At 75.1% G+C, this 17967-nt stretch carries 18 protein-coding genes; 9 read left to right on the top strand and 9 right to left on the bottom strand.

From position 1 onward, the window contains the following. Window positions 1–29: 29 nt before the first annotated feature. From I4I78_RS05695 to purD, 3 genes are all read right to left on the bottom strand, one after another. Window positions 30–1154, bottom strand: a complete 1125-nt coding sequence (locus tag I4I78_RS05695; protein WP_218610144.1) for a pyridoxal phosphate-dependent aminotransferase — start codon at window positions 1152–1154, stop codon at window positions 30–32. A gap of 183 nt (window positions 1155–1337) precedes the next feature. Then, window positions 1338–1556, bottom strand: coding sequence for a hypothetical protein (locus I4I78_RS05700; protein WP_218610147.1), 219 nt, complete (start codon window positions 1554–1556; stop codon window positions 1338–1340). Between the two features lie 247 nt (window positions 1557–1803). After that, window positions 1804–3066, bottom strand: a complete 1263-nt coding sequence (gene purD / locus I4I78_RS05705) for a phosphoribosylamine--glycine ligase (protein WP_218610126.1) — start codon at window positions 3064–3066, stop codon at window positions 1804–1806. A 215-nt stretch (window positions 3067–3281) separates the two neighbouring features. Here purD and I4I78_RS05710 point away from each other — a divergent pair, with 215 nt between their 5' ends. After that, entirely contained in the window at window positions 3282–4349 is a 1068-nt protein-coding gene (locus tag I4I78_RS05710) for a glycerophosphodiester phosphodiesterase (protein WP_308251923.1), read from the top strand. Window positions 4350–4432: 83 nt separating this feature from the next. Here the strand turns inward: I4I78_RS05710 and I4I78_RS05715 are convergent, their stop codons facing one another. The 4 genes from I4I78_RS05715 to acs all read right to left on the bottom strand — a co-directional run bounded on the left by I4I78_RS05715 (window position 4433) and on the right by acs (window position 8562). After that, window positions 4433–5380 carry an alpha/beta fold hydrolase gene (locus tag I4I78_RS05715; RefSeq protein WP_218610127.1) on the bottom strand — a complete coding sequence of 316 codons (948 nt, stop codon included), beginning with the start codon at window positions 5378–5380 and terminating at the stop codon, window positions 4433–4435. A gap of 8 nt (window positions 5381–5388) precedes the next feature. Beyond that, on the bottom strand, window positions 5389–5916 hold the full coding sequence (locus tag I4I78_RS05720) for a phage holin family protein (protein ID WP_218610128.1): 528 nt from the start codon (window positions 5914–5916) through the stop codon (window positions 5389–5391). A gap of 153 nt (window positions 5917–6069) precedes the next feature. Further along, entirely contained in the window at window positions 6070–6522 is a 453-nt protein-coding gene (gene arfB / locus I4I78_RS05725) for an alternative ribosome rescue aminoacyl-tRNA hydrolase ArfB (protein WP_218610129.1), read from the bottom strand. 75 nt (window positions 6523–6597) lie between these two features. Beyond that, on the bottom strand, window positions 6598–8562 hold the full coding sequence (acs, locus tag I4I78_RS05730) for an acetate--CoA ligase (protein ID WP_218610130.1): 1965 nt from the start codon (window positions 8560–8562) through the stop codon (window positions 6598–6600). Between the two features lie 198 nt (window positions 8563–8760). Here acs and I4I78_RS05735 point away from each other — a divergent pair, with 198 nt between their 5' ends. Next, a complete protein-coding gene (locus I4I78_RS05735) occupies window positions 8761–9522 on the top strand; it encodes an oxidoreductase (RefSeq protein WP_218610131.1) in 762 nt (253 codons plus the stop codon). Between the two features lie 362 nt (window positions 9523–9884). Here I4I78_RS05735 and I4I78_RS05740 read toward each other — a convergent pair whose 3' ends face one another. Continuing rightward, window positions 9885–10706 carry an HAD family phosphatase gene (locus tag I4I78_RS05740; protein WP_218610132.1) on the bottom strand — a complete coding sequence of 274 codons (822 nt, stop codon included), beginning with the start codon at window positions 10704–10706 and terminating at the stop codon, window positions 9885–9887. Window positions 10707–11162: 456 nt separating this feature from the next. Here I4I78_RS05740 and ssd point away from each other — a divergent pair, with 456 nt between their 5' ends. The 7 genes from ssd to I4I78_RS05775 all read left to right on the top strand — a co-directional run bounded on the left by ssd (window position 11163) and on the right by I4I78_RS05775 (window position 16273). Beyond that, window positions 11163–12308 (top strand): septum site-determining protein Ssd, encoded by a 1146-nt coding sequence (gene ssd, locus I4I78_RS05745; protein ID WP_308251922.1) that lies wholly within the window; start codon window positions 11163–11165, stop codon window positions 12306–12308. Beyond that, complete coding sequence (locus tag I4I78_RS05750; RefSeq protein ID WP_218610133.1) at window positions 12305–13462, top strand: TadA family conjugal transfer-associated ATPase; 1158 nt, start codon at window positions 12305–12307, stop codon at window positions 13460–13462. The genes ssd and I4I78_RS05750 overlap by 4 nt, the downstream gene beginning before the upstream one ends. Then, entirely contained in the window at window positions 13456–14313 is an 858-nt protein-coding gene (locus tag I4I78_RS05755) for a type II secretion system F family protein (RefSeq protein ID WP_218610134.1), read from the top strand. The genes I4I78_RS05750 and I4I78_RS05755 overlap by 7 nt, the downstream gene beginning before the upstream one ends. Next, window positions 14310–15032: a type II secretion system F family protein gene (locus I4I78_RS05760; protein WP_218610135.1), complete on the top strand. Its 723-nt coding sequence runs from the start codon at window positions 14310–14312 to the stop codon at window positions 15030–15032. Before I4I78_RS05755 ends, I4I78_RS05760 begins: the two co-directional genes overlap by 4 nt. 56 nt (window positions 15033–15088) lie before the next feature. Then, on the top strand, window positions 15089–15292 hold the full coding sequence (locus I4I78_RS05765) for a DUF4244 domain-containing protein (RefSeq protein WP_218610136.1): 204 nt from the start codon (window positions 15089–15091) through the stop codon (window positions 15290–15292). 136 nt (window positions 15293–15428) lie between these two features. Next, window positions 15429–15872 carry a TadE family type IV pilus minor pilin gene (locus tag I4I78_RS05770; protein ID WP_218610137.1) on the top strand — a complete coding sequence of 148 codons (444 nt, stop codon included), beginning with the start codon at window positions 15429–15431 and terminating at the stop codon, window positions 15870–15872. Further along, on the top strand, window positions 15869–16273 hold the full coding sequence (locus I4I78_RS05775) for an Rv3654c family TadE-like protein (RefSeq protein WP_218610138.1): 405 nt from the start codon (window positions 15869–15871) through the stop codon (window positions 16271–16273). Before I4I78_RS05770 ends, I4I78_RS05775 begins: the two co-directional genes overlap by 4 nt. Window positions 16274–16623: 350 nt before the next feature. Here I4I78_RS05775 and I4I78_RS05780 read toward each other — a convergent pair. Then, window positions 16624–17967 (bottom strand): Zn-binding domain-containing protein (locus I4I78_RS05780; RefSeq protein ID WP_218610139.1); only part of this gene is annotated, 1344 nt, incomplete at its 5' end.

Genomic DNA, 17967 nt, shown 5'->3' on the forward strand with positions numbered 1-17967 from the left:
GCCCGGGACCTAGCCGCGCAGCCAGGGACTCAGCCGCGCAGCCAGGGGCGCAGCCGCTCCAGCGCCTCCTGCACGTCCTCGGTCGCGCCGGCGCAGGAGAACCGGACGAAGCGACCGCCGTCGACCGGGTCGAAGTCCGCGCCGGGAGCGACGGCGATGCCGGTCTCGGCGAGCATCCGGTAGGTGAACGCCATCGAGTCCTCGCCCTCCCGCAGGAACGCGGCGACGTCGGCGTAGACGTAGAAGGCGCCGTCGGCGGGCGCGAGGCGGTCCATGCCCAGCGCGGGCAGTCCCTCGAGCAGCAGGTCGCGGTTGCGGGCGTAGCGCAGCACGTGCGAGTCGGCCTCGGCGTAGGACTCCGGCGTGAACGCGCCCAGCGCGGCGTGCTGCGCGGGTGCGGGCGGGCAGACGGTGAAGTTGCCGGCCAGCCCCTCGATCGTGCGGCGCAGCCGGGGCGGGCAGACCAGCCAGCCCAGCCGCCAGCCCGTCATCGAGAAGTACTTGGAGAACGAGTTGACCAGCAGCGCCTCGCGCGAGGTCGCCCACGCACACGACGTCGGCGGGGAGTCGGCGAACGTGATCCCGTGGTAGATCTCGTCGCTGACCAGCTGGATCCCGTTCGTCTCGCAGTAGGTGGCCAGGGCGGCGAGCTCGGCGGGATCCAGCACCGTGCCGGTGGGGTTCGCGGGGCTGGCCAGGATCAGGCCGCGCACCGGCTCGTCGAGGGCCTCGAGCATCGCCACCGTCGGCTGGAAGCGGGACTCCTCACCGCACGCCAGCTCGACGACCTCGCAGCCGAGCGCGGTCAGGATGTTGCGGTAGCAGGGGTAGCCGGGCCGGGCCATGGCGACGCGGTCACCGGCGTCGAACGCGGCCAGGAACGCGAGCAGGAACCCGCCGGAGGACCCGGTCGTGACGACCACGTCGCCTGCCGCGACGTCGAGGTCGTAGGTGCGGCGGTAGTGCGCGGCGATCGCCTCGCGCAGCTCCGGGATACCGGGGGCGACGGTGTAGCCGAGCACCTCCGACTGCAGTGCCTCGATCGCCGCGGAGCGCACCGCCTCCGGCGCCGGGGTCGACGGCTGGCCCGCGGAGAGGTTGACCAGGTCGCCGTGGGTCCGCGCGCGCTCCCCTGCCGCGGCCCAGACGTCCATCACGTGGAAGGGCGCGACGGCCGCCCGCGCGGCGACGCCGAGACGGGCGGGGTCGGCGGTCCTGCGTCCGGTCACGACCCGAGCGTAGAAGGCCGGGTACCCGCGCACCGCGGCGGCGGTCCGGACGCCGAAAGGCCCCGGCGGCGTGCACACCACCGGGGCCTCCGTGTCAGCGGTCCGAGATCACTCGGCGGCCTCGAGGCCCAGGGAGTCGAGGGCGCCGCCGAGCTGCGCCTCGGTGTCGGCGACGGCGCCGTCGAGGTACTCGGCGATCGGGGTCAGCTCGGCCGCCGACGCGGTGCCGGAGACACCGAGCATGACGGCCGGGGCGGCGACGAGGGCGATGGCGGCACCGCCGAGGATGGCCTTCTTCGAGCGGCGCGGCCGGGGAGCGTGAGCCATGGTGGAGATCCTCCTGAGGTCACCACGCACCGGATGTGCGCGGAGTACGAAGACGATCTCCCGGACAGAACGGGCGGATCAAACCCCGGCGGGCCGTTTTACGAGCTGTTTGCACGCTCTCTACACGGGCAATGAGGCCAACGTCGCTGCCCCGAACGGACCAGCATGTCAGCGCCACGGGAGGCAGGTCCCCGGCGAACGGGCGATGCGACGCGGAGGTAACTCCGCGTTCACACCACGCACCGTGTCAGGCCGTCGGGATCGCCACCTCGCCGCGCTCGGCCCGCAGCCCGATGTCGGTCCGGTGGTGCGAACCGGCCAGCCGGACCGGCTCCAGGCGCGCGTAGGCGTCCGCCCGCGCGGCCGCGAGGTCCGCGCCCGTCCCGACGACCGAGAGCACCCGCCCCCCGCTGGAGACCACCGCGCCGTCGTCGCGGCGCCGCGTGCCCGCGTGGAGAACCCCGTCGCCCTCCGCGCCGGTGATCACGTCGCCGAGCCGCGGCGTCGCCGGGTAGCCCTCCGCGGCGACGACGACCGCCACCGCCGCACCGTCCTCCCACTCGATCGGCGGCGCCTCGGCCAGCGTGCCGGTCGCCGTGGCGTGCAGCAGCCGGGCCAGCGGCGTGCGCAGCAGCGCCAGCACGGCCTGGGTCTCCGGGTCGCCGAAGCGGCAGTTGAACTCGATCACGGCCGGGCCGCGGGAGGTCATCGCCAGACCGGCGTAGAGCAGTCCGGAGAACGGGGCGCCGCGCTCGGACAGCTCGACCGCCACCGGTCGCACGATCCGCTCCGCCAGCTCCTCGGCCAGGCCCTCGCCCGCCCACGGCAACGGCGCGTAGGCGCCCATCCCCCCGGTGTTCGGGCCGGTGTCGTCGTCGCCGACGCGCTTGAAGTCCTGCGCCGGCAGCAGCGGCACCACGGTCGCGCCGTCGACCAGGCAGAACAGCGACGCCTCCGGCCCGTCCAGGAACGACTCGAGCAGCGCCGGGTGCCCGGCGTCGAGCAGCATCAGCGCGTGCGCGCGGGCGACCTCGACGTCGTCGGAGACCACGACGCCCTTGCCTGCGGCCAGACCGTCGTCCTTGACCACGTAGGGCGGGCTGAACACGCCGAGCGCGGTGTCCAGGTGCGCCGGGTTGTCCACCATCACCGACGACGCGGTCGGCACCCCGGCCGAGCTCATCACGCTCTTCGCGAACGCCTTGGACCCCTCGATCCGCGCCGCCGTCGCGCTCGGGCCGAAGCAGGCGATGCCGGCCTCGCGCACCGCGTCCGCGGCACCGTGCACCAGCGGGACCTCCGGGCCGATCACCACCAGGTCCGCCGACCAGCTCTGCGCCAGCGCCACCACGGCGGCGTTGTCGGCCACGTCGAGGCCGAGCTGCTCGGATACCCCGGACGTGCCGGCGTTGCCCGGGGCGCAGGCCAGTGCCGTCACCTCCGGGTCCTGCGCCAGCGACACCGCGATGGCGTGCTCACGCGCGCCGCTTCCGACGACCAGGACTCGCACGGTCGCCGACCCTAGATCCAGCGCCCCGGCGGCGCCGCACCGGCATCCGTCGTTCATCCGGTCGACACCGCCGAACCTGTCGCCGGACGCCCGATCGTGTCAGTGTCGCCCGCGTGATCGTGTCCACGCTGCGCTCCCGCCTGTCCCACGGTGACCACGCCCCCCGTACGGGGGTCGGGCGGCGCTCGGTCCTCGCCGGCCTGGCCTTCGCCGCCGTGCTCGGCTCCCCGGCCCTCGCCGCCCCGGCGTCGGCCGCCGGCGTCCGGAGGGCCGGGAACGAGAAGCCGTCCCGGCCGCTGGTGGTCGGGCACCGCGGCGCGTCCGGGTACCGCCCGGAGCACACGCTGGCCTCCTACGAGCTGGCCGCGCGGATGGGCGCGGACTACATGGAGTGCGACCTCGTGTCCACCAGGGACGGGGCGCTGGTGGCCCGGCACGAGCCGGAGATCGGCGGTACCACCGACGTCGCCCGGCACCCGGAGTTCGCGGACCGCAGGACGGCCAGGACGATCGACGGGACCCGCTACGAGGGCTGGTTCACCGAGGACTTCACGCTCGCCGAGCTGCGCACGCTGCGCGCCACCGAGCGGATCCCGGACATCCGTCCCCGCAACCGGATCTACGACGGCCGGTACCCGATCCCGACCTTCGAGGAGGTCATCGAGCTGCGCGAGCGCCTGTCCGCGGAGCTGCACCGCGAGATCGGCATCTACCCGGAGATCAAGCACTCCACCTACTTCTCCGGGATCGGGAAGGCGATCGAGCCGCGGTTCGTGGCGACGCTGAACGAGGCCGGGCTCAACCGCGACGGCGCGCCGGTGTTCGTGCAGTCCTTCGAGACCGCGAACCTGAAGGCGCTGCGCCCGCAGCTGAGGCTCCCGCTGGTCCAGCTCACCGACGCCACCGGCGCCCCGGCCGACCTGGTCGCCACGGGCGACGAGCGGACCTGGGCCGACCTGACCACGGCCGCCGGGCTGAAGGAGATCGCGACCTACGCCGACGGCGTCGGGCCGAACAAGGACCAGGTGATCGCCCGCCGCCCGGACGCCTCGCTGGGCGAGGTGACCTCGCTCGTCGCCGACGCGCACGCGGCCGGGCTGATCGTGCACCCGTACACGTTCCGCAACGAGAACTCGTTCCTGCCGGCGAACCTGCGCTCCCCCGGCCCGGAGTCCGGGTACGGCGACCCCTTCGCCGAGTACGAGGCCTTCCTGGCCACCGGCATCGACGGCATCTTCTCCGACAACCCCGACACCGCCCTGGCCGCCGTCACCCGCCGCTGACCCCACCCTCGCGTTGTGGAGCCTCGACGCGCCGACAGGCCCTCGAAATTCGCGCTATGGCTCCACGACGCGGAGAGGGGGAGTCAGTGGGCGCCCAGGTGGGCCGCGATCAGGGTCGTGGCGTGGGTCGGCCGCTCCTGGTGCGGGAAGTGGCCGGTCGCGGGCAGGGCGTGGTGGGTGAACGGGCCCGCGGTCCACTTCTCGCAGGTCCGCATCGTCGCGTCCAGCACGCACGGGTCGTCGGCGCCGTGGATCTGGAGCACCGGGACCGGGGTGCGGGCCGAGACCGCGCGGGCGAAGCGGCGCCCGTCCGCCCGCAGCTGTGACCGCACGGACCACCGGTAGTACTCCAGCGAGCAGTGCGCCACCGTGGAGATCAGCATCGCCCGGCGGTTGTGGGCCGCGGCGTGGGCGAAGTCGTCGGTTCCGGACCACTCCTGCCCCGCCCAGGCCCGCATGATCCGCTCGACGCGGGCGCCGCCGTCTGCACGCAGCGAACGCTCCGGGCGTCGCGGCACCTGGAACCCGGCCATGTAGGCGCTGGCCCGTCCCTGGCCGGTGGGGTCTTTGACCAGCGCGTCGCGCATCGCGACCGGGTGCGGCGCGCCGAGGCCGGTCAGCGACGCGACCAGGCGCGGGTGCAGCGCCGCGACGGTCCAGGCGACGGCCGCGCCCCAGTCGTGCCCGACCAGGTGCGCCCGCGGCTCGCCCAGGGCGCGGACCAGGCCGGCGCAGTCGCCGGCCAGCGTCCACAGGTCGTACCCGCGGGGGGTCTTGTCGGTGTCGCCGTAGCCGCGCAGGTCGGGCGCGACGACGCGGTAGCCCGCGTCGCCGAGCGCCACGATCTGGTGGCGCCAGGAGTACCAGAACTCCGGGAAGCCGTGCAGCAGCACCACCAGCGGACCGCGGCCGTACTCGGCGACGTGGATCCGGATGCCGTTGGCCGAGACCGAGCGGTGGGTCCACGGGCCCGGCAACCGGACCGAGGACGGCTCCGGGGAGCTCGGCCTGCCCGGCCGGGGCGTGGCCACACCCGGCTCTAGGAGGTGCGCGCGGCGTGCCGCCCGGTGTCGGAGGTCAGCTCCCGGGGCCCGTCGTCGGAGGACTTGCCGACGCTCGAGAACACCTGCGCCGAGTCCTTCAGCGTGCTGATCGTGCGCTCGGGCTTGCGCAGCTTGCGCACCCGCAGGTAGCCGAGGAACCCGAACAGGCCCGCCACCAGCAGCATGAACAGGAACACGATGCCGAACGCGGCGGCGCGGTTGAGCCAGATCGCCAGGAACTCGGCGAGGGTGAAGAACAGGTAGAACAGGCTGAACAGCCCGATCGCCGCGGCGACGACGAAGAAGATGCTGCCCTGGACGCCCTTCTTCACCTCGGCGCTGACCTCGGCCTTGGCCAGCTCCACCTCGGAGCGGACCAGCGAGGACAGATGCGTGGTGACGTCCTTGGCCAGCGCCCCGATGGACTGGTCCTGGGGACCGGGCTCGGGCGAGAGCGGGATCGAGGGCAGTACGGGCGGAACCTCCGCGCCGCCGGACTTGCTGGTCGAGCTGGCCACCGTCATCCCTCCTGCACCACGCGGGCTGGGTAGTCGCTTCGACCGAGGGGCCCGCGCTGCCGACCGTCGATCACTGAGCCGTCATCGTGCCATGCGCACCCGGTGACCGCTCGGCTGCGCCACACCGTCGGGGGTGGACGATCCGGTGACCGTGGCGTTCTAGTCCTCCGGACGGCCGCGCAGGCGCTTGGTCGCACCCCGTCGGGTCTTCGCGTCGAGGCGACGGCGACGCGACCCGGCCGTCGGGCGGGTCGGCCGCCGCGGCGGGGGCGCCGCGGCCGTGGCCTCGGCGAGCAGCGCGGCGAGCCGCTCCCGCGCGGCGTGGCGGTTGCGCAGCTGGCTGCGGTGCTCCTGGGCGACGACGGTGAGCACCCCGCCGACCAGCCGGTGCCCGAGCCGCGACGTCGCCCGTTCCCGCATCGCCCCGGGCACGCTCGACGACCCGGCCAGGTCGAACGAGAGCTCGACCCGCGAGTCCGTGGTGTTCACGCCCTGCCCGCCGGGCCCGGACGCGCGGGAGAAGCGCCACCGCAGCTCGCCCTCGGGCACGACGAACCCGCGTCGCACCCGGATCCCGTCCCCGCCGACACCGTCCTGCACGCCTCCCAGCATGACCGACGCCCGGCGCACGGCACCCCCGGACGGTCGCGCCGTCCGGGGGTGCCGGGTCCTACGAGGGGGAAGGAGCTAGTCCTCCTTGCCCTCCTTCATGCCGCTCGAGATCAGGTCCATCACCGACGAGTCGGCCAGCGTCGACACGTCGCCGACCTCGCGGTTCTCCGCGACGTCCTTGAGCAGCCGTCGCATGATCTTCCCGGAACGGGTCTTGGGCAGCTCCTCGACGACCATGATGTTGCGCGGCTTGGCGATCGGACCGATCTCCTTCGCCACGTGGTCGCGCAACGCCTTGATCGCCTCGTCGCCGCCGTCCTTGGCCGCGTTGCCGCGCAGGATGACGAACGCGACGATGCCCTGCCCGGTCGTCTCGTCGGAGGCGCCGACGACCGCGGCCTCGGCCACCGTCGGGTGACTGACCAGCGCCGACTCCACCTCGGTGGTGGAGATCCGGTGCCCGGAGATGTTCATGACGTCGTCGACGCGGCCGAGCAGCCAGATGGCGCCGTCCTCGTCGTACTTGGCACCGTCACCGGCGAAGTAGTAGCCCTGCTCGGCGAACTTGGACCAGTAGGTGTCGCGGTAGCGCTCCTCGTCGCCCCAGATGCCGCGCAGCATCGCCGGCCACGGCTGGTCCAGGACCAGGTAGCCGCCCTCGCCGTTGCCGACCGGCGTGCCCGACTCGTCGACGACGGTCGCGCCGATGCCCGGGAGCACCTTCATCGCCGAACCCGGCTTCGTCTCGGTGACGCCCGGCAGCGGCGCGATCATGATCGCGCCGGTCTCGGTCTGCCACCAGGTGTCGACGATCGGGCAGCGCTCGCCGCCGATCTTCTCCCGGAACCACATCCAGGCCTCGGGGTTGATCGGCTCGCCGACCGTGCCCAGGACCTTGAGCGAGGACAGGTCGTACTCGGCGGGGATCTGCTCGCCCCACTTCATGAACGTGCGGATCAGCGTCGGCGCCGTGTAGTAGATCGAGACGCCGTACTTCTGCACGATCTCCCAGTGCCGGCCCTCGTGCGGGGTGTTCGGCGTGCCCTCGTACATCACCGAGGTGGCGCCGTTGGCCATCGGGCCGTAGACGATGTAGCTGTGCCCGGTCACCCAGCCGACGTCGGCGGTGCACCAGTAGACGCTCTCCCCCGGCTTGTGGTCGAAGACCACGTTGTGGGTGTACGCGGTCTGGGTCAGGTAGCCGCCGGAGGTGTGCAGGATGCCCTTGGGCTTACCGGTGGTGCCCGAGGTGTAGAGGATGAACAGCGGGTGCTCGGAGTCGAACGCCTCCGGCGTGTGCTCCTCCGAGGCCGTGCCGACCGTGTCGTGCCACCAGACGTCGCGGCCGTCGGTCCACGGCACGTCGATGTCGGTGCGCTTGACGACGAGCACGTGCTCGATCGACGTACCCTCGACCGCCTCGTCGGTGTTCTCCTTCATCGGCGCGGGCTTGCCGCGCCGGTACTGGCCGTCGGTGGTGATCAGCAGCTTGCACTCGGCGTCCTCGATGCGCGCCTTGAGCGCGCCCGGGGAGAAGCCACCGAACACGACGCTGTGCATCGCCCCGATGCGAGCGCAGGCCAGCATCGAGATCGCGGTCTCGGGGATCATCGGCATCTGGATGGCGACCCGGTCGCCCTTGCCGACGCCCAGCTCGATCAGCGCGTTCGCGGCCCGGGAGACCTCACGCTTGAGGTCGGCGTAGGTGATCTCGCGGCTGTCCCCGGGCTCGCCCTCCCAGTACAGCGCGACCCGGTCGCCGTTGCCCTCCTCGACGTGGCGGTCGACGCAGTTGTAGGCGACGTTGAGCTGCCCGCCCACGAACCACTTCGCGAACGGCGCGTTCCACTCCAGGACCTTGTCCCATTTCCTGGACCAGCTCAGGCGGTCGGCCTGCTCGGCCCAGAATGCCTCGCGGTCGGCGTCCGCGCGGTCGTAGAGCTCCGCGGTGGCGTTGGCCTGGGCGGCGAACTCCTCGGACGGCGGAAAGGCCCGACTCTCCGTGGACAGGTTGCTCAGCGTTGCTCCGGACTCGGCCATTTCCTCGTGTCCTCCTCGACGCGGCTGGATGTAGCTTCTCTTCCGCACCAGATGTGCGCGCGCGTGTGCGGACTGACGCTAGTGAACCGTGACGGCTCGCGCACCGTCAGTCCGGACAGTCCCACCCACCTGCCCGGACGTCACGACGGCTGCGCCCGCCGGGTGGTGACCCGATGCGCCGGAGCCTCCGGTGCGACGATGGACGGCGTGCCTTCCGCCCCCGCGACCGACCCGCTGACCGCACTCGCCGACCTGCCCGGCGTCGCCGAGGCCGTCGCCGCCGCCCGGGACGCCGTCACCACCGTGCACAACCACCCGGCGAACCGGCGCGGGTGGCAGGTCACCTCCGCCGAGGCCGCGCTGCGGGCGGCCCGTGCCTCGGCCGCGCTGGACGGCGCGCCGCTGGCCCCGGAACGCTCCGACCACGTCGAGAACCCGGTGCTCGCCGGTGCCGTCCGGATCGCCGACGAGCGCAACCGGCTCCTCGACGCCTGGCGCACCGCCCCGCTGCAGGCACTGGCCCGGCTGCACGTGCTGGCCGCCGCCGACCTCCTGCCGGCCGCCGAGCACCAGGACGGACTGGGCAGGCCGCGTCCGGGCCAGGACGTCTCGGCGCGGCTGTCGATGCTCGCCGACCTGGTCACCGGCGGCACGAAGGTGGCGGCTCCGGTGCTGGTCGCGGTCGTGCACGGGGAGCTGCTGGCTCTGCGCCCGTTCGGCAGCGCGGACGGCGTCGTCGCCCGGGCCGCGGCCCGGCTGACCGCGATGTCGTCCGGGCTGGACCCGCGCGGGCTGGCCGTGCCCGAGGTCGGGCACCTGCGCCGCTCCGCCGAATACCGCGACGCGGCCGAGGCGTTCGCGACCGGGACCGCCGACGGCCTGGCGACCTGGATCCGGCACTGCTGCGCGGAGTGGGAGTCCGGCGGCCGCGAGGGCGTCTCGATCGCCGAGGCCCAGTAGAGGTTCGCCGGGACGCCGCATGCACCGCCCGGCGGAACGCAGGTCGGGCGGCGCCTCCTCGCGGAGACACCGCCCGACCGACGCGAGGGTTCCGGGGTCCTGGCGTGCACTACGTGTCGTGTTGGTGGCCTCGGCGCCCGGCGTCCCGGTGCGCAGGCCCACGACGACATGCCTCCCGCGGCGTGCTGTCCGTGGAGTGCCCGGATCTCGCGCACGGAGCCCGGGAAGGGGAGACGGGTACTTCTCTGCCGTACCGCCTCTGGCCTGACCGGGGCCCGTGTCCTCTTCCTAGCCCTCCCGGCGGGCCCACGGCAAGACCGTCGGCCGAGTGCACCGGTTCAGGTGTGCGCGGTAGCCGCCGGTCACCACCGGTGCCCGGATCGGCCCATCGCTCGCAGCGTCAGCCATCCGGCACCGGCCAGCGCGGCCATCGACGCGCCGTAGAACGCGATCGCCGGGCGCGACCGAAGGCGTGTCCGCAGCGGGACCGGGTGCGCGAACATCAGCACCGGCCACCCGCGCTGCTCGGCGACCCGGCGCAGCGCCTTGTCCGGGTTCACCGCCGTCGGGTGCCCGACGGTCTCCAGCAGCGGCAGGTCGGTGATCGAGTCCGAGTAGGCGCGGCAGCGGGCGAGGTCGTAGCCCTGCTCCTCGGCGATCCGCCTGGCCGCGGTGGCCTTGTGCTCGCCGTAGCAGTAGAACTCGATCTCTCCGGCGTACCGGCCGCCGCGGGTCGCCATCCGGGTGGCCAGGAAGCGGTCCGCCCCGACCATGCCGGCGATCGGCTCCACGACCTCCTGACCGGACGCGGAGAGCATCACGATCTCCTCGCCGTCCGCGCGGTGCCGCTCGATCAGGGCCGTGGCCTCGGCGTAGACCATCGGTTCGACGACCTCGTGCAGCGTCTCGGCGACGATCGCCCGGACCTGCGCGACCTCCCAGCCCTCGCACATCGCCGTCAGACGGCGGCGCAGCACGTCCATCGTGCCCTCGTCGGCGCCGGACACGACGAGCAGCAGCTGGGCGTAGGCGCTGCGCAGCAGCACCCGGCGGTTGATCAGGCCCTCACGCCGGAACGGCCGGCTGAACGCGAGCGCGCTGGACCCGGCGATGATGGTCTTGTCCAGATCGAAGAACGCCGCGGCGCGCGGCCGCTCGTCCGGGACGGTGTCGGGGACCTGCACGTCGGTCGAGACTGCCAGACCGCCCGTCGCGATCCGCCCCCGGCCGTCCGGGCGCGGACGGCGTCGATGGTGCGATCGGTCGCCCGGCTGCGCTCGCCGGTCCGGGGCTGCGGACCCGCACGTCGAACGGCAACGTTTCCGCGTACCGGTCGGCGCATCCGGAATTCGGGTATGGGCGCCACACCATGATTACGGCTACAGTTGATGACAGCTCGGACTTGGTCCGAGCGGGTTCAGCTCGACCCCCCGGGGCTGAACCAACTGACGGCCCCCGCCAATCCCCCCTGGCGGGGGCCGTCTCTTGTCCGGTGGACGGCCTCCCCGTTCTCGCCGTTCCGGCCTCGTGTCCCGCCCTACGGCGGGCCCGGCACGGGCAGTTGTCCACAACCTGCGCGCTCCGTCCACAGCCGAGCAATTCGTCGGTGCAACCGGCCCGTGCGGCCACACGCTCGTCCCGTGCCCGCAACCGGCGGGCCGGGGCGGAGGAACGTGATGGACCGGCGCTGCCTGATCATGGCCGAGGACCCGGAGCTGCTCGACGCGATGCTGCGCCTGGCCGCGGCCGCCGGCGTCGACGTGGCGCGGGCGGTGGACGGCGCCGACGCCCGCCGCTGGTGGACCGCGGCGCCCGCCGTGCTGCTGGACCCGGACGCGGCCCGGCGCTGTGCCCGGGCCGAGCTGCCGCGCCGCGACGGGGTCGTCGTCGTGGTGCGCGGCGAACCGGCGCCGGAGGTGTGGCGGCTGGCGGTCTCGGTCGGCGCCGCGAACGTCGCGGCGCTGCCGGAGGGCGAGGGCTGGCTGGTCGGCCTGCTCGCCGACGTGGTGGAGCGGCCCGCGACGGACGGACGGTCCGGGGCGGTGCTCTCGGTCGTGGGCGGCCGCGGCGGGGCCGGGGCCTCGCTGCTGGCGACCGCGACCGCCGTCGCCGCGGCGCGCACCGGTGCCGATGCCCTGCTCGTCGACTGCGACCCGCTCGGCGGCGGGCTGGACCTGCTCGTCGGCGCCGAGCAGTCCGGCGGTCTGCGCTGGCCCGAGCTCACCGTCGCCGACGGCCGGGTGCAGTCGGCCGCGCTGCACTCCGCGCTGCCCCGGGCCGACGTGTCCTCGTCCGGGCACGGGGAGCTGGCCGTGCTCTCCTGCGCGCGCTCGGCCCACGGGCCGGAGCACTCGTCGGTCTCGGCGGTGCTCGACGCGGGCCGGCGCGGCGGCGAGACCGTGGTCTGCGACCTGCCGCGCTACCCGACCGAGGCGGCGTTGGCCGCGTTGGGCGCCACCGACCTGACCGTCCTCGTGGTGCCCGCGGACCTGCGCTCCTGCGCGGCCGCCGGGCGGGTCGCCGAGGTCCTGGCCGAGCACACGCGCACCGTCGAGATCGTGGTCCGCGGGCCGTCACCGGGCGGGATCACGGCGCGAGAGGTGGCCCGTTCGGTCGGGCTGCCGGTGCTGGCGTCGATGCGCGCCGAACCCGGGGTGCAGGACGACACCGAACGCGGGAAGCTCCCCGGCGCCGGTCGCGGCGCGCTGTCCGAGGCCGCGTACGCGGTGCTCGCCCGGCTGGCCGAGACATCCGGTGTCGCCGCACGGCCCCGGATCGCGTCATGACGCCGCTGGTGGAGCGGGTGCGGGCGCGGCTGGCCGACGCCGGGGGCGAGACCGGCCCGGCGGCCGTCGCGGCCGCGGTCCGGGCCGAGGCCGGCGGCGTCGCCTCCGACCTCGACGTGCTCGCCGCCCTGCGCACGCTGCGCCAGGAGTTCGTCGGCGCCGGCCCGCTGGACCCGCTGCTGCGCGACCCGAGGACGACCGACGTGCTGGTCACAGCCCCGGACGCGGTATGGGTCGATCGCGGCTCCGGCCTGCAGCGCGCCGGTGTCACGTTCGCCGACGAGCCCGCGGTGCGCCGCCTCGCCCAGCGGCTCGCCCTCTCGGCCGGGCGCCGGCTCGACGACGCCAGCCCCTACGTCGACGGCTGGCTGGCCGACGCGGGCGTGCGCCTGCACGCGGTGCTGCCACCGGTCGCCGCGGACGGCACCTCGATCTCGCTGCGGGTGCTGCGCCCGGCCGCGCACGACCTGGGCGAGCTGCGCCGCCTCGGCGCGATGGACGCCGCCGGCGAGGCCGTGCTGCGCGCCGTCGTCGCGGCCCGGCTGGCCGTGCTCGTCGCCGGCGGCACCGGGTCCGGGAAGACCACGGTCCTCAACGCGCTGCTCAGCGCCGTCGACCCGACGGAGCGTCTGGTGACCGTGGAGGACGCCGAGGAGCTGCGCCCGCGGCACCCGCACATCGTGCGCCTGGTGGCCCGGCCGGAGAACATCGAGGGCGCGGGCGGGGTGCCGCTGCGCGAGCTGGTGCGCCAGGCACTGCGGATGCGCCCGGACCGCCTCGTGGTCGGCGAGGTGCGCGGGGCCGAGGTCTGCGACCTGCTGGCCGCCCTGAACACCGGCCACGACGGCGGCGCGTGCACCGTGCACGCGAACTCGGTACGCGAGATCCCGGCCCGGATGCAGGCCCTCGCCGGGCTCGGCGGGATGTCACCGGCGACGCTGCACAGCCAGCTGGCCGCCGCGGTGCAGGTGGTGCTGCAGATGCGCCGCCACCGCGACGGCGCGCGGGTGCTCGACGCCGTCGGGGTACTGCGCCGCGACGACGACGGCGGCGTCTCGGTGTCCCCGGCCTGGACACGCGAGCGCGGGGCCGGGCCGGGGCTCGACACGCTGCGCGGGCTGCTGACCGAGCGCGGGGTGACCCCGCCGTGGTGAGCCTGCCAGCCGGAGCGGGTCCGGCGCTCGCGCTCGCGGCGCTGGCCGCGAGCCTGCTCTGCCTGCCCCGGTCCCCCGGGCCGGGCCGCCTGGCCGGGCTGGCCGGCGCGGGCACGAACGGCCGGGCGCCGCGACGGTTGCCGGTGGGGGTGGCGCTGTTCGTCGCCGGCGGGCTCGGCGGGTTCCTGCTCCTCGGCCCGGCGGGCGCGGTGTGCGGTCCGGCGGCGGTCGCGGTGGTGCGGCGCCGGCGCGACCGGGCCCGCACCGAGCGGCTCCGCGCCGCCGCGGCGGCCGAGCTCGCCGACGCACTGTCCCGGATCACCGACGAGCTGCGCACCGGCGCGCACCCCGCGGCGGCGCTGGCCGGGGTCGCGCACGACGCGCCGATGGCCCGCGAGCTGCTGGGCCCGGCCGAGGCCGCCGCCCGGCTCGGCGAACCCGTCCCGGCCGCCCTGCGACGCGTGGCCGAGGGACGGGCCGCCGGACGGCGGGCCGGGACCGGCACCGCGGCCGCGCCCGACCTGGAACGGGTCGCGACCGCCTGGGAGCTGGCCGACCGGCACGGCGCCCCGCTCGCCGACCTGCTCCGCGGGACCCTCGACGACATCCGCTGGCGGCTGGCCCACGGGTCACGGGTCCGTGCACAGCTGGCCGGTCCACGCGCCACCGCGGCCGTGCTCACCACGCTCCCGCTGTTCGGCATCGGTCTCGGGCAGCTGATGGGCACCGACCCACTCGGGGTGTTGCGCAGCGGCCTGCTCGGGCAGGGGCTGCTCGTCGCCGGGTGCGGGCTGACCGCGGCCGGGGTGCTGTGGTCGGAACACATCCTGCACGCGGCGGTGGCGCGATGAACGCGTTCGTGCCCGCCCTCCTGGCCGGTGCCCTGCTGCTCGCCGGGGCCCGCACGGGGCCGGCCCGCCTGAACCACCTCTCCGGCGGTGACCCCGGCACCGCGCCGCCCGACGGCGCGGTGCGCACCCGGTGGGTCGTCGTCGGCGCGCTGGCGGCGGCCGCCGCCGTGTGGGCGGTCGTCGGGGGCACCGGCGGCCTGGTCACCGGGGTCGGGGTCGGTACCGCACTGGTCGTCGCGGCCCGTCGGCTGGCGGCCGCGGCCGGGCACGGGAGAACCGACACCGCAGACCTCGCCGCGGCCTGGGACCTGCTGTCGGTCTGCCTGCGGGTCGGGCTCGCGGTGCCGGTCGCGGTCGAGGCCGCGGCGCAGCGGTTGCCCGGTGCGGCCGGGGCGGCCCTGCGCCGGACCTCCGGCCTGCTCGCCCTCGGCGCGGGCGCCGAGCAGGCCTGGGAGGCGACCGCTCCGCTACCGGAGCTCGCCGCCTTCGGCCGCGCCGCGAGCCGCTCGGCGGCGACCGGGGCGGCGCTGCGCCGGACCGCGGACGCCGAGGCGGCCCGCCTGCGCGCGGAGCTGGCGGACCTGGCCGAGGCGAAGGCGCAACGCGCCGCCGTCCGGATCACCGCACCTCTCGGGCTCTGTTTCCTCCCGGCGTTCCTGGTCCTCGGGATCGCGCCGGTCGTGATCGGCCTCGCCGGAGAGGCGTTCGCCCGGTGGTGACCACCACCGGACCCGTCACCGGGTGCATCCGCGCCCACCACAGAAGGAGAACCACGATGAAGAACGCCACCACCGCCGTCCTGCGCACCCGGCTCGTCGGGCTGGTCCGTGAGGACGACGGGATGAGCACCGTCGAGTACGCCATCGGGACGGTGGCCGCGGCGGCGTTCGCCGCGGTCCTGTACGCCGTGGTGAGCGGCGACTCGATCGTCGGCGCCCTGACCGGCATCGTGCAACGTGCGCTGTCCACGACGTTCTGAGCCGGGGACGGCGTCGCCATCCGGAGAGGAGTCGTCCGTTCCCCGCGCCGCCGCCCCCGGTGCCGACACCGTTTCCGACCCCGGTGCCGACCTCGGGGCCGATCGCAGTGCCGACCGCGGTGCCGACCGCGGGTCGGTGACGGTCGAGGCGGCCGTGGCGATCGGGACGCTGGTGCTGGTCGCCTCCGCGGCGATCGGCGCCGTCGCGACCGTCATGGCGTCGGTTCGGTGCGTCGACGCGGCGCGCGAGCTGGCGCGCCTCGCCGCGCGCGGCGACACCGAGCGGGGCATGTCCGCGGCGACCGGGATCGCCCCGGGCGGCGCGCGGATGGACGTGCGGACCGAGGGCGACACCGTCACCGTCGTGGTCGCCGTCGCACCGGTCGGGTTGCTGCCGATGGAGGTGAGCGGCACCGCCGCCGCGGTCGTCGAGCCCGGCGCCCTGCCCGATCCCGGTGCCCTGCCGGACAGCGCGCCGGCGGACGACGCGGCCACCGGGGTGGCCGCCCGCGACGCCGCGCCCGATCCGGGCGACGACGCGGCGCCGGACGTGGGCGACGCGGACGGGGCACCGCCGTGATCGGCGCGGGTCGCCACGGCGACGGCGACGGCGACGCCGGATCGGCCACGGTATGGGCCGCGCTGGTCTCCGGGGTGATCCTCGCCGTCGGCCTGGTCGGGGTGGACCTGGCGTCCGGGGTGCGGGCCCGGCACGTCGCCGAGTCCGCCGCCGACCTGTCCGCGCTGGCCGCCGCCGGGCGCACCGTCGACGGCGCCGAGACGGCCTGCCGGGTGGCCCGGGGCGTCGCCGCCCACTCCGGCGCGGTGGTCTCCCGCTGCCGGCTGGACGGCTGGGACGCCCTGGTCGAGACCGAGGTCGACCGACCGTGGACGGTGCTCGGCCGCGGCCCTGCCGGGGCACGCGCGCGGGCGGGGCCGGCGCCGGTGGAGGTGACACGTCCGGATCGAATGGTCCGGTGACGGTTCGTCCGGTTCGGGCGTGCGTAGGGACCTCGCAGAGTGATCCACATCTCGATGAGCGGTCCACGGACCCGGGTGAACGGCGGGCGAACTTCGCGACACGGTCTCGTTCACCGGACCGGGTGCAACGGGTGCGGCTCACCGTCGCCGTCGAACCGATCGGCGACGATTCCGCGGTCGAACCTGGCCAGGTCCGCCGGCATCGGTCCTACTGGACGGGTCGCGTCATCGGGCCGGCACCACCGGCCCCGATCCCGCGCCACCGGCACGCTCCCCAGACCGCGGTGGGGTCGGAGCGCTGGACGCATCCCCGTCCGGCACCACCGCAACGATGGTCGCCGCCGGTCCGCTCACCCCCCGACGGGCGGACCGGCGGCGCCCGCACCGTCGGCTTCCCCTCGGGCCTCGGCTCCCGGGCCGTCGGCCTCCGTCGCCCCGGCCGCCATCGTCCCGGTCTCCAGCGCTCCGAGCACCAGATCGAGCACCGCCACCGCACCGGCCTTGTCCAGGGGCGAGTTGCCGTTCCCGCACTTCGGGGACTGCACGCAGGACGGGCACCCGGTCCGGCACTCGCAGTCGCGCACGGCCGCGCGGGTCGCGGCCAGCCACCGCCCCAGCACCGCGTGTCCGCGTTCGGCCAGCCCGGCACCACCGGGGTGGCCGTCGTGCACGAACACCGTGGGCAGGCCGGTGTCCGGATGCAGAGCCGTGGACAGCCCGCCGATGTCCCACCGGTCGCAGATCGCGAACAGCGGGAGCAGGCCGATCGCGGCGTGCTCCGCCGCGTGCAGGGCGCCCGGGATCCGGGCCTGGTCCAGACCGATCCCGGCGAGCGCCTCGTCATCGATCGCGTACCAGACCGCCCGGGTCCGCAGCGTCTGGACGGGCAGGTCCAGCGGGGTCGTGTCCAGCACCGTCCCGTCCGGGGTGCGGCGCCGGTAGCCGACCACCTGGCTGCTCACCGACACGTCACCGAAGCACACCCGCACCGGACCGCAGCGGCTCTGCGAGGCCACCTCGAGCACCTCGACGTCGGAGACCGACTGGGCCTCGGTACGCCAGTCCGGGTCCTCGGGGTGCACCAGCGCGATCCCGGCGTCGAGGTCCAGCTCGTCGACGACGTAGCTCTCGCCGCGGTGCAGGTACACCGCACCGGGATGAGCCGTGCCCGGCGCCCCGGCGCCGTCGACCGTGCCGAGCATCCGCCCGGTCGCGGCCTCCACCATCGCGACCTGGCCGAGTCCGGACCCGCGGATGTCCACGGTCGCTGCCGGTCGCTCGCCGGTGTCCGGCCAGAACCAGCCCGCCGGACGCCGCCGCAGCACACCCTCCTCCACCAGTGCGCCGAGGACCTCCTCGGCGGGCGCGCCGCCGAACACCTCCGCCACGTCGACGGTCGTCAGCGGCAGCTCGGCGGCCGCGCACGCCAGCTGCGGAGCCAGCACGTACGGGTTCGTCGGGTCCAGCACGCACGTCTCCACCGGCGTCCCGACCAGCGCGTACGGGTGGTGCACCAGGTAGGTGTCGAGCGGGTCGTCGCGGGCGACGAGCACCACCAGCGCCTCCTCGCGTTCGCGCCCGGCCCGTCCGGCCTGCTGCCAGAACGACGCCCGGGTGCCCGGGAAGCCGGCGAGCACCACCGAGTCCAGCCCGGAGATGTCCACGCCGAGCTCGAGCGCGTTCGTCGTCGCGAC

It is taken from the genome of Pseudonocardia sp. KRD291 (assembly GCF_019263595.1).
Lineage (GTDB): Bacteria > Actinomycetota > Actinomycetes > Mycobacteriales > Pseudonocardiaceae > Pseudonocardia.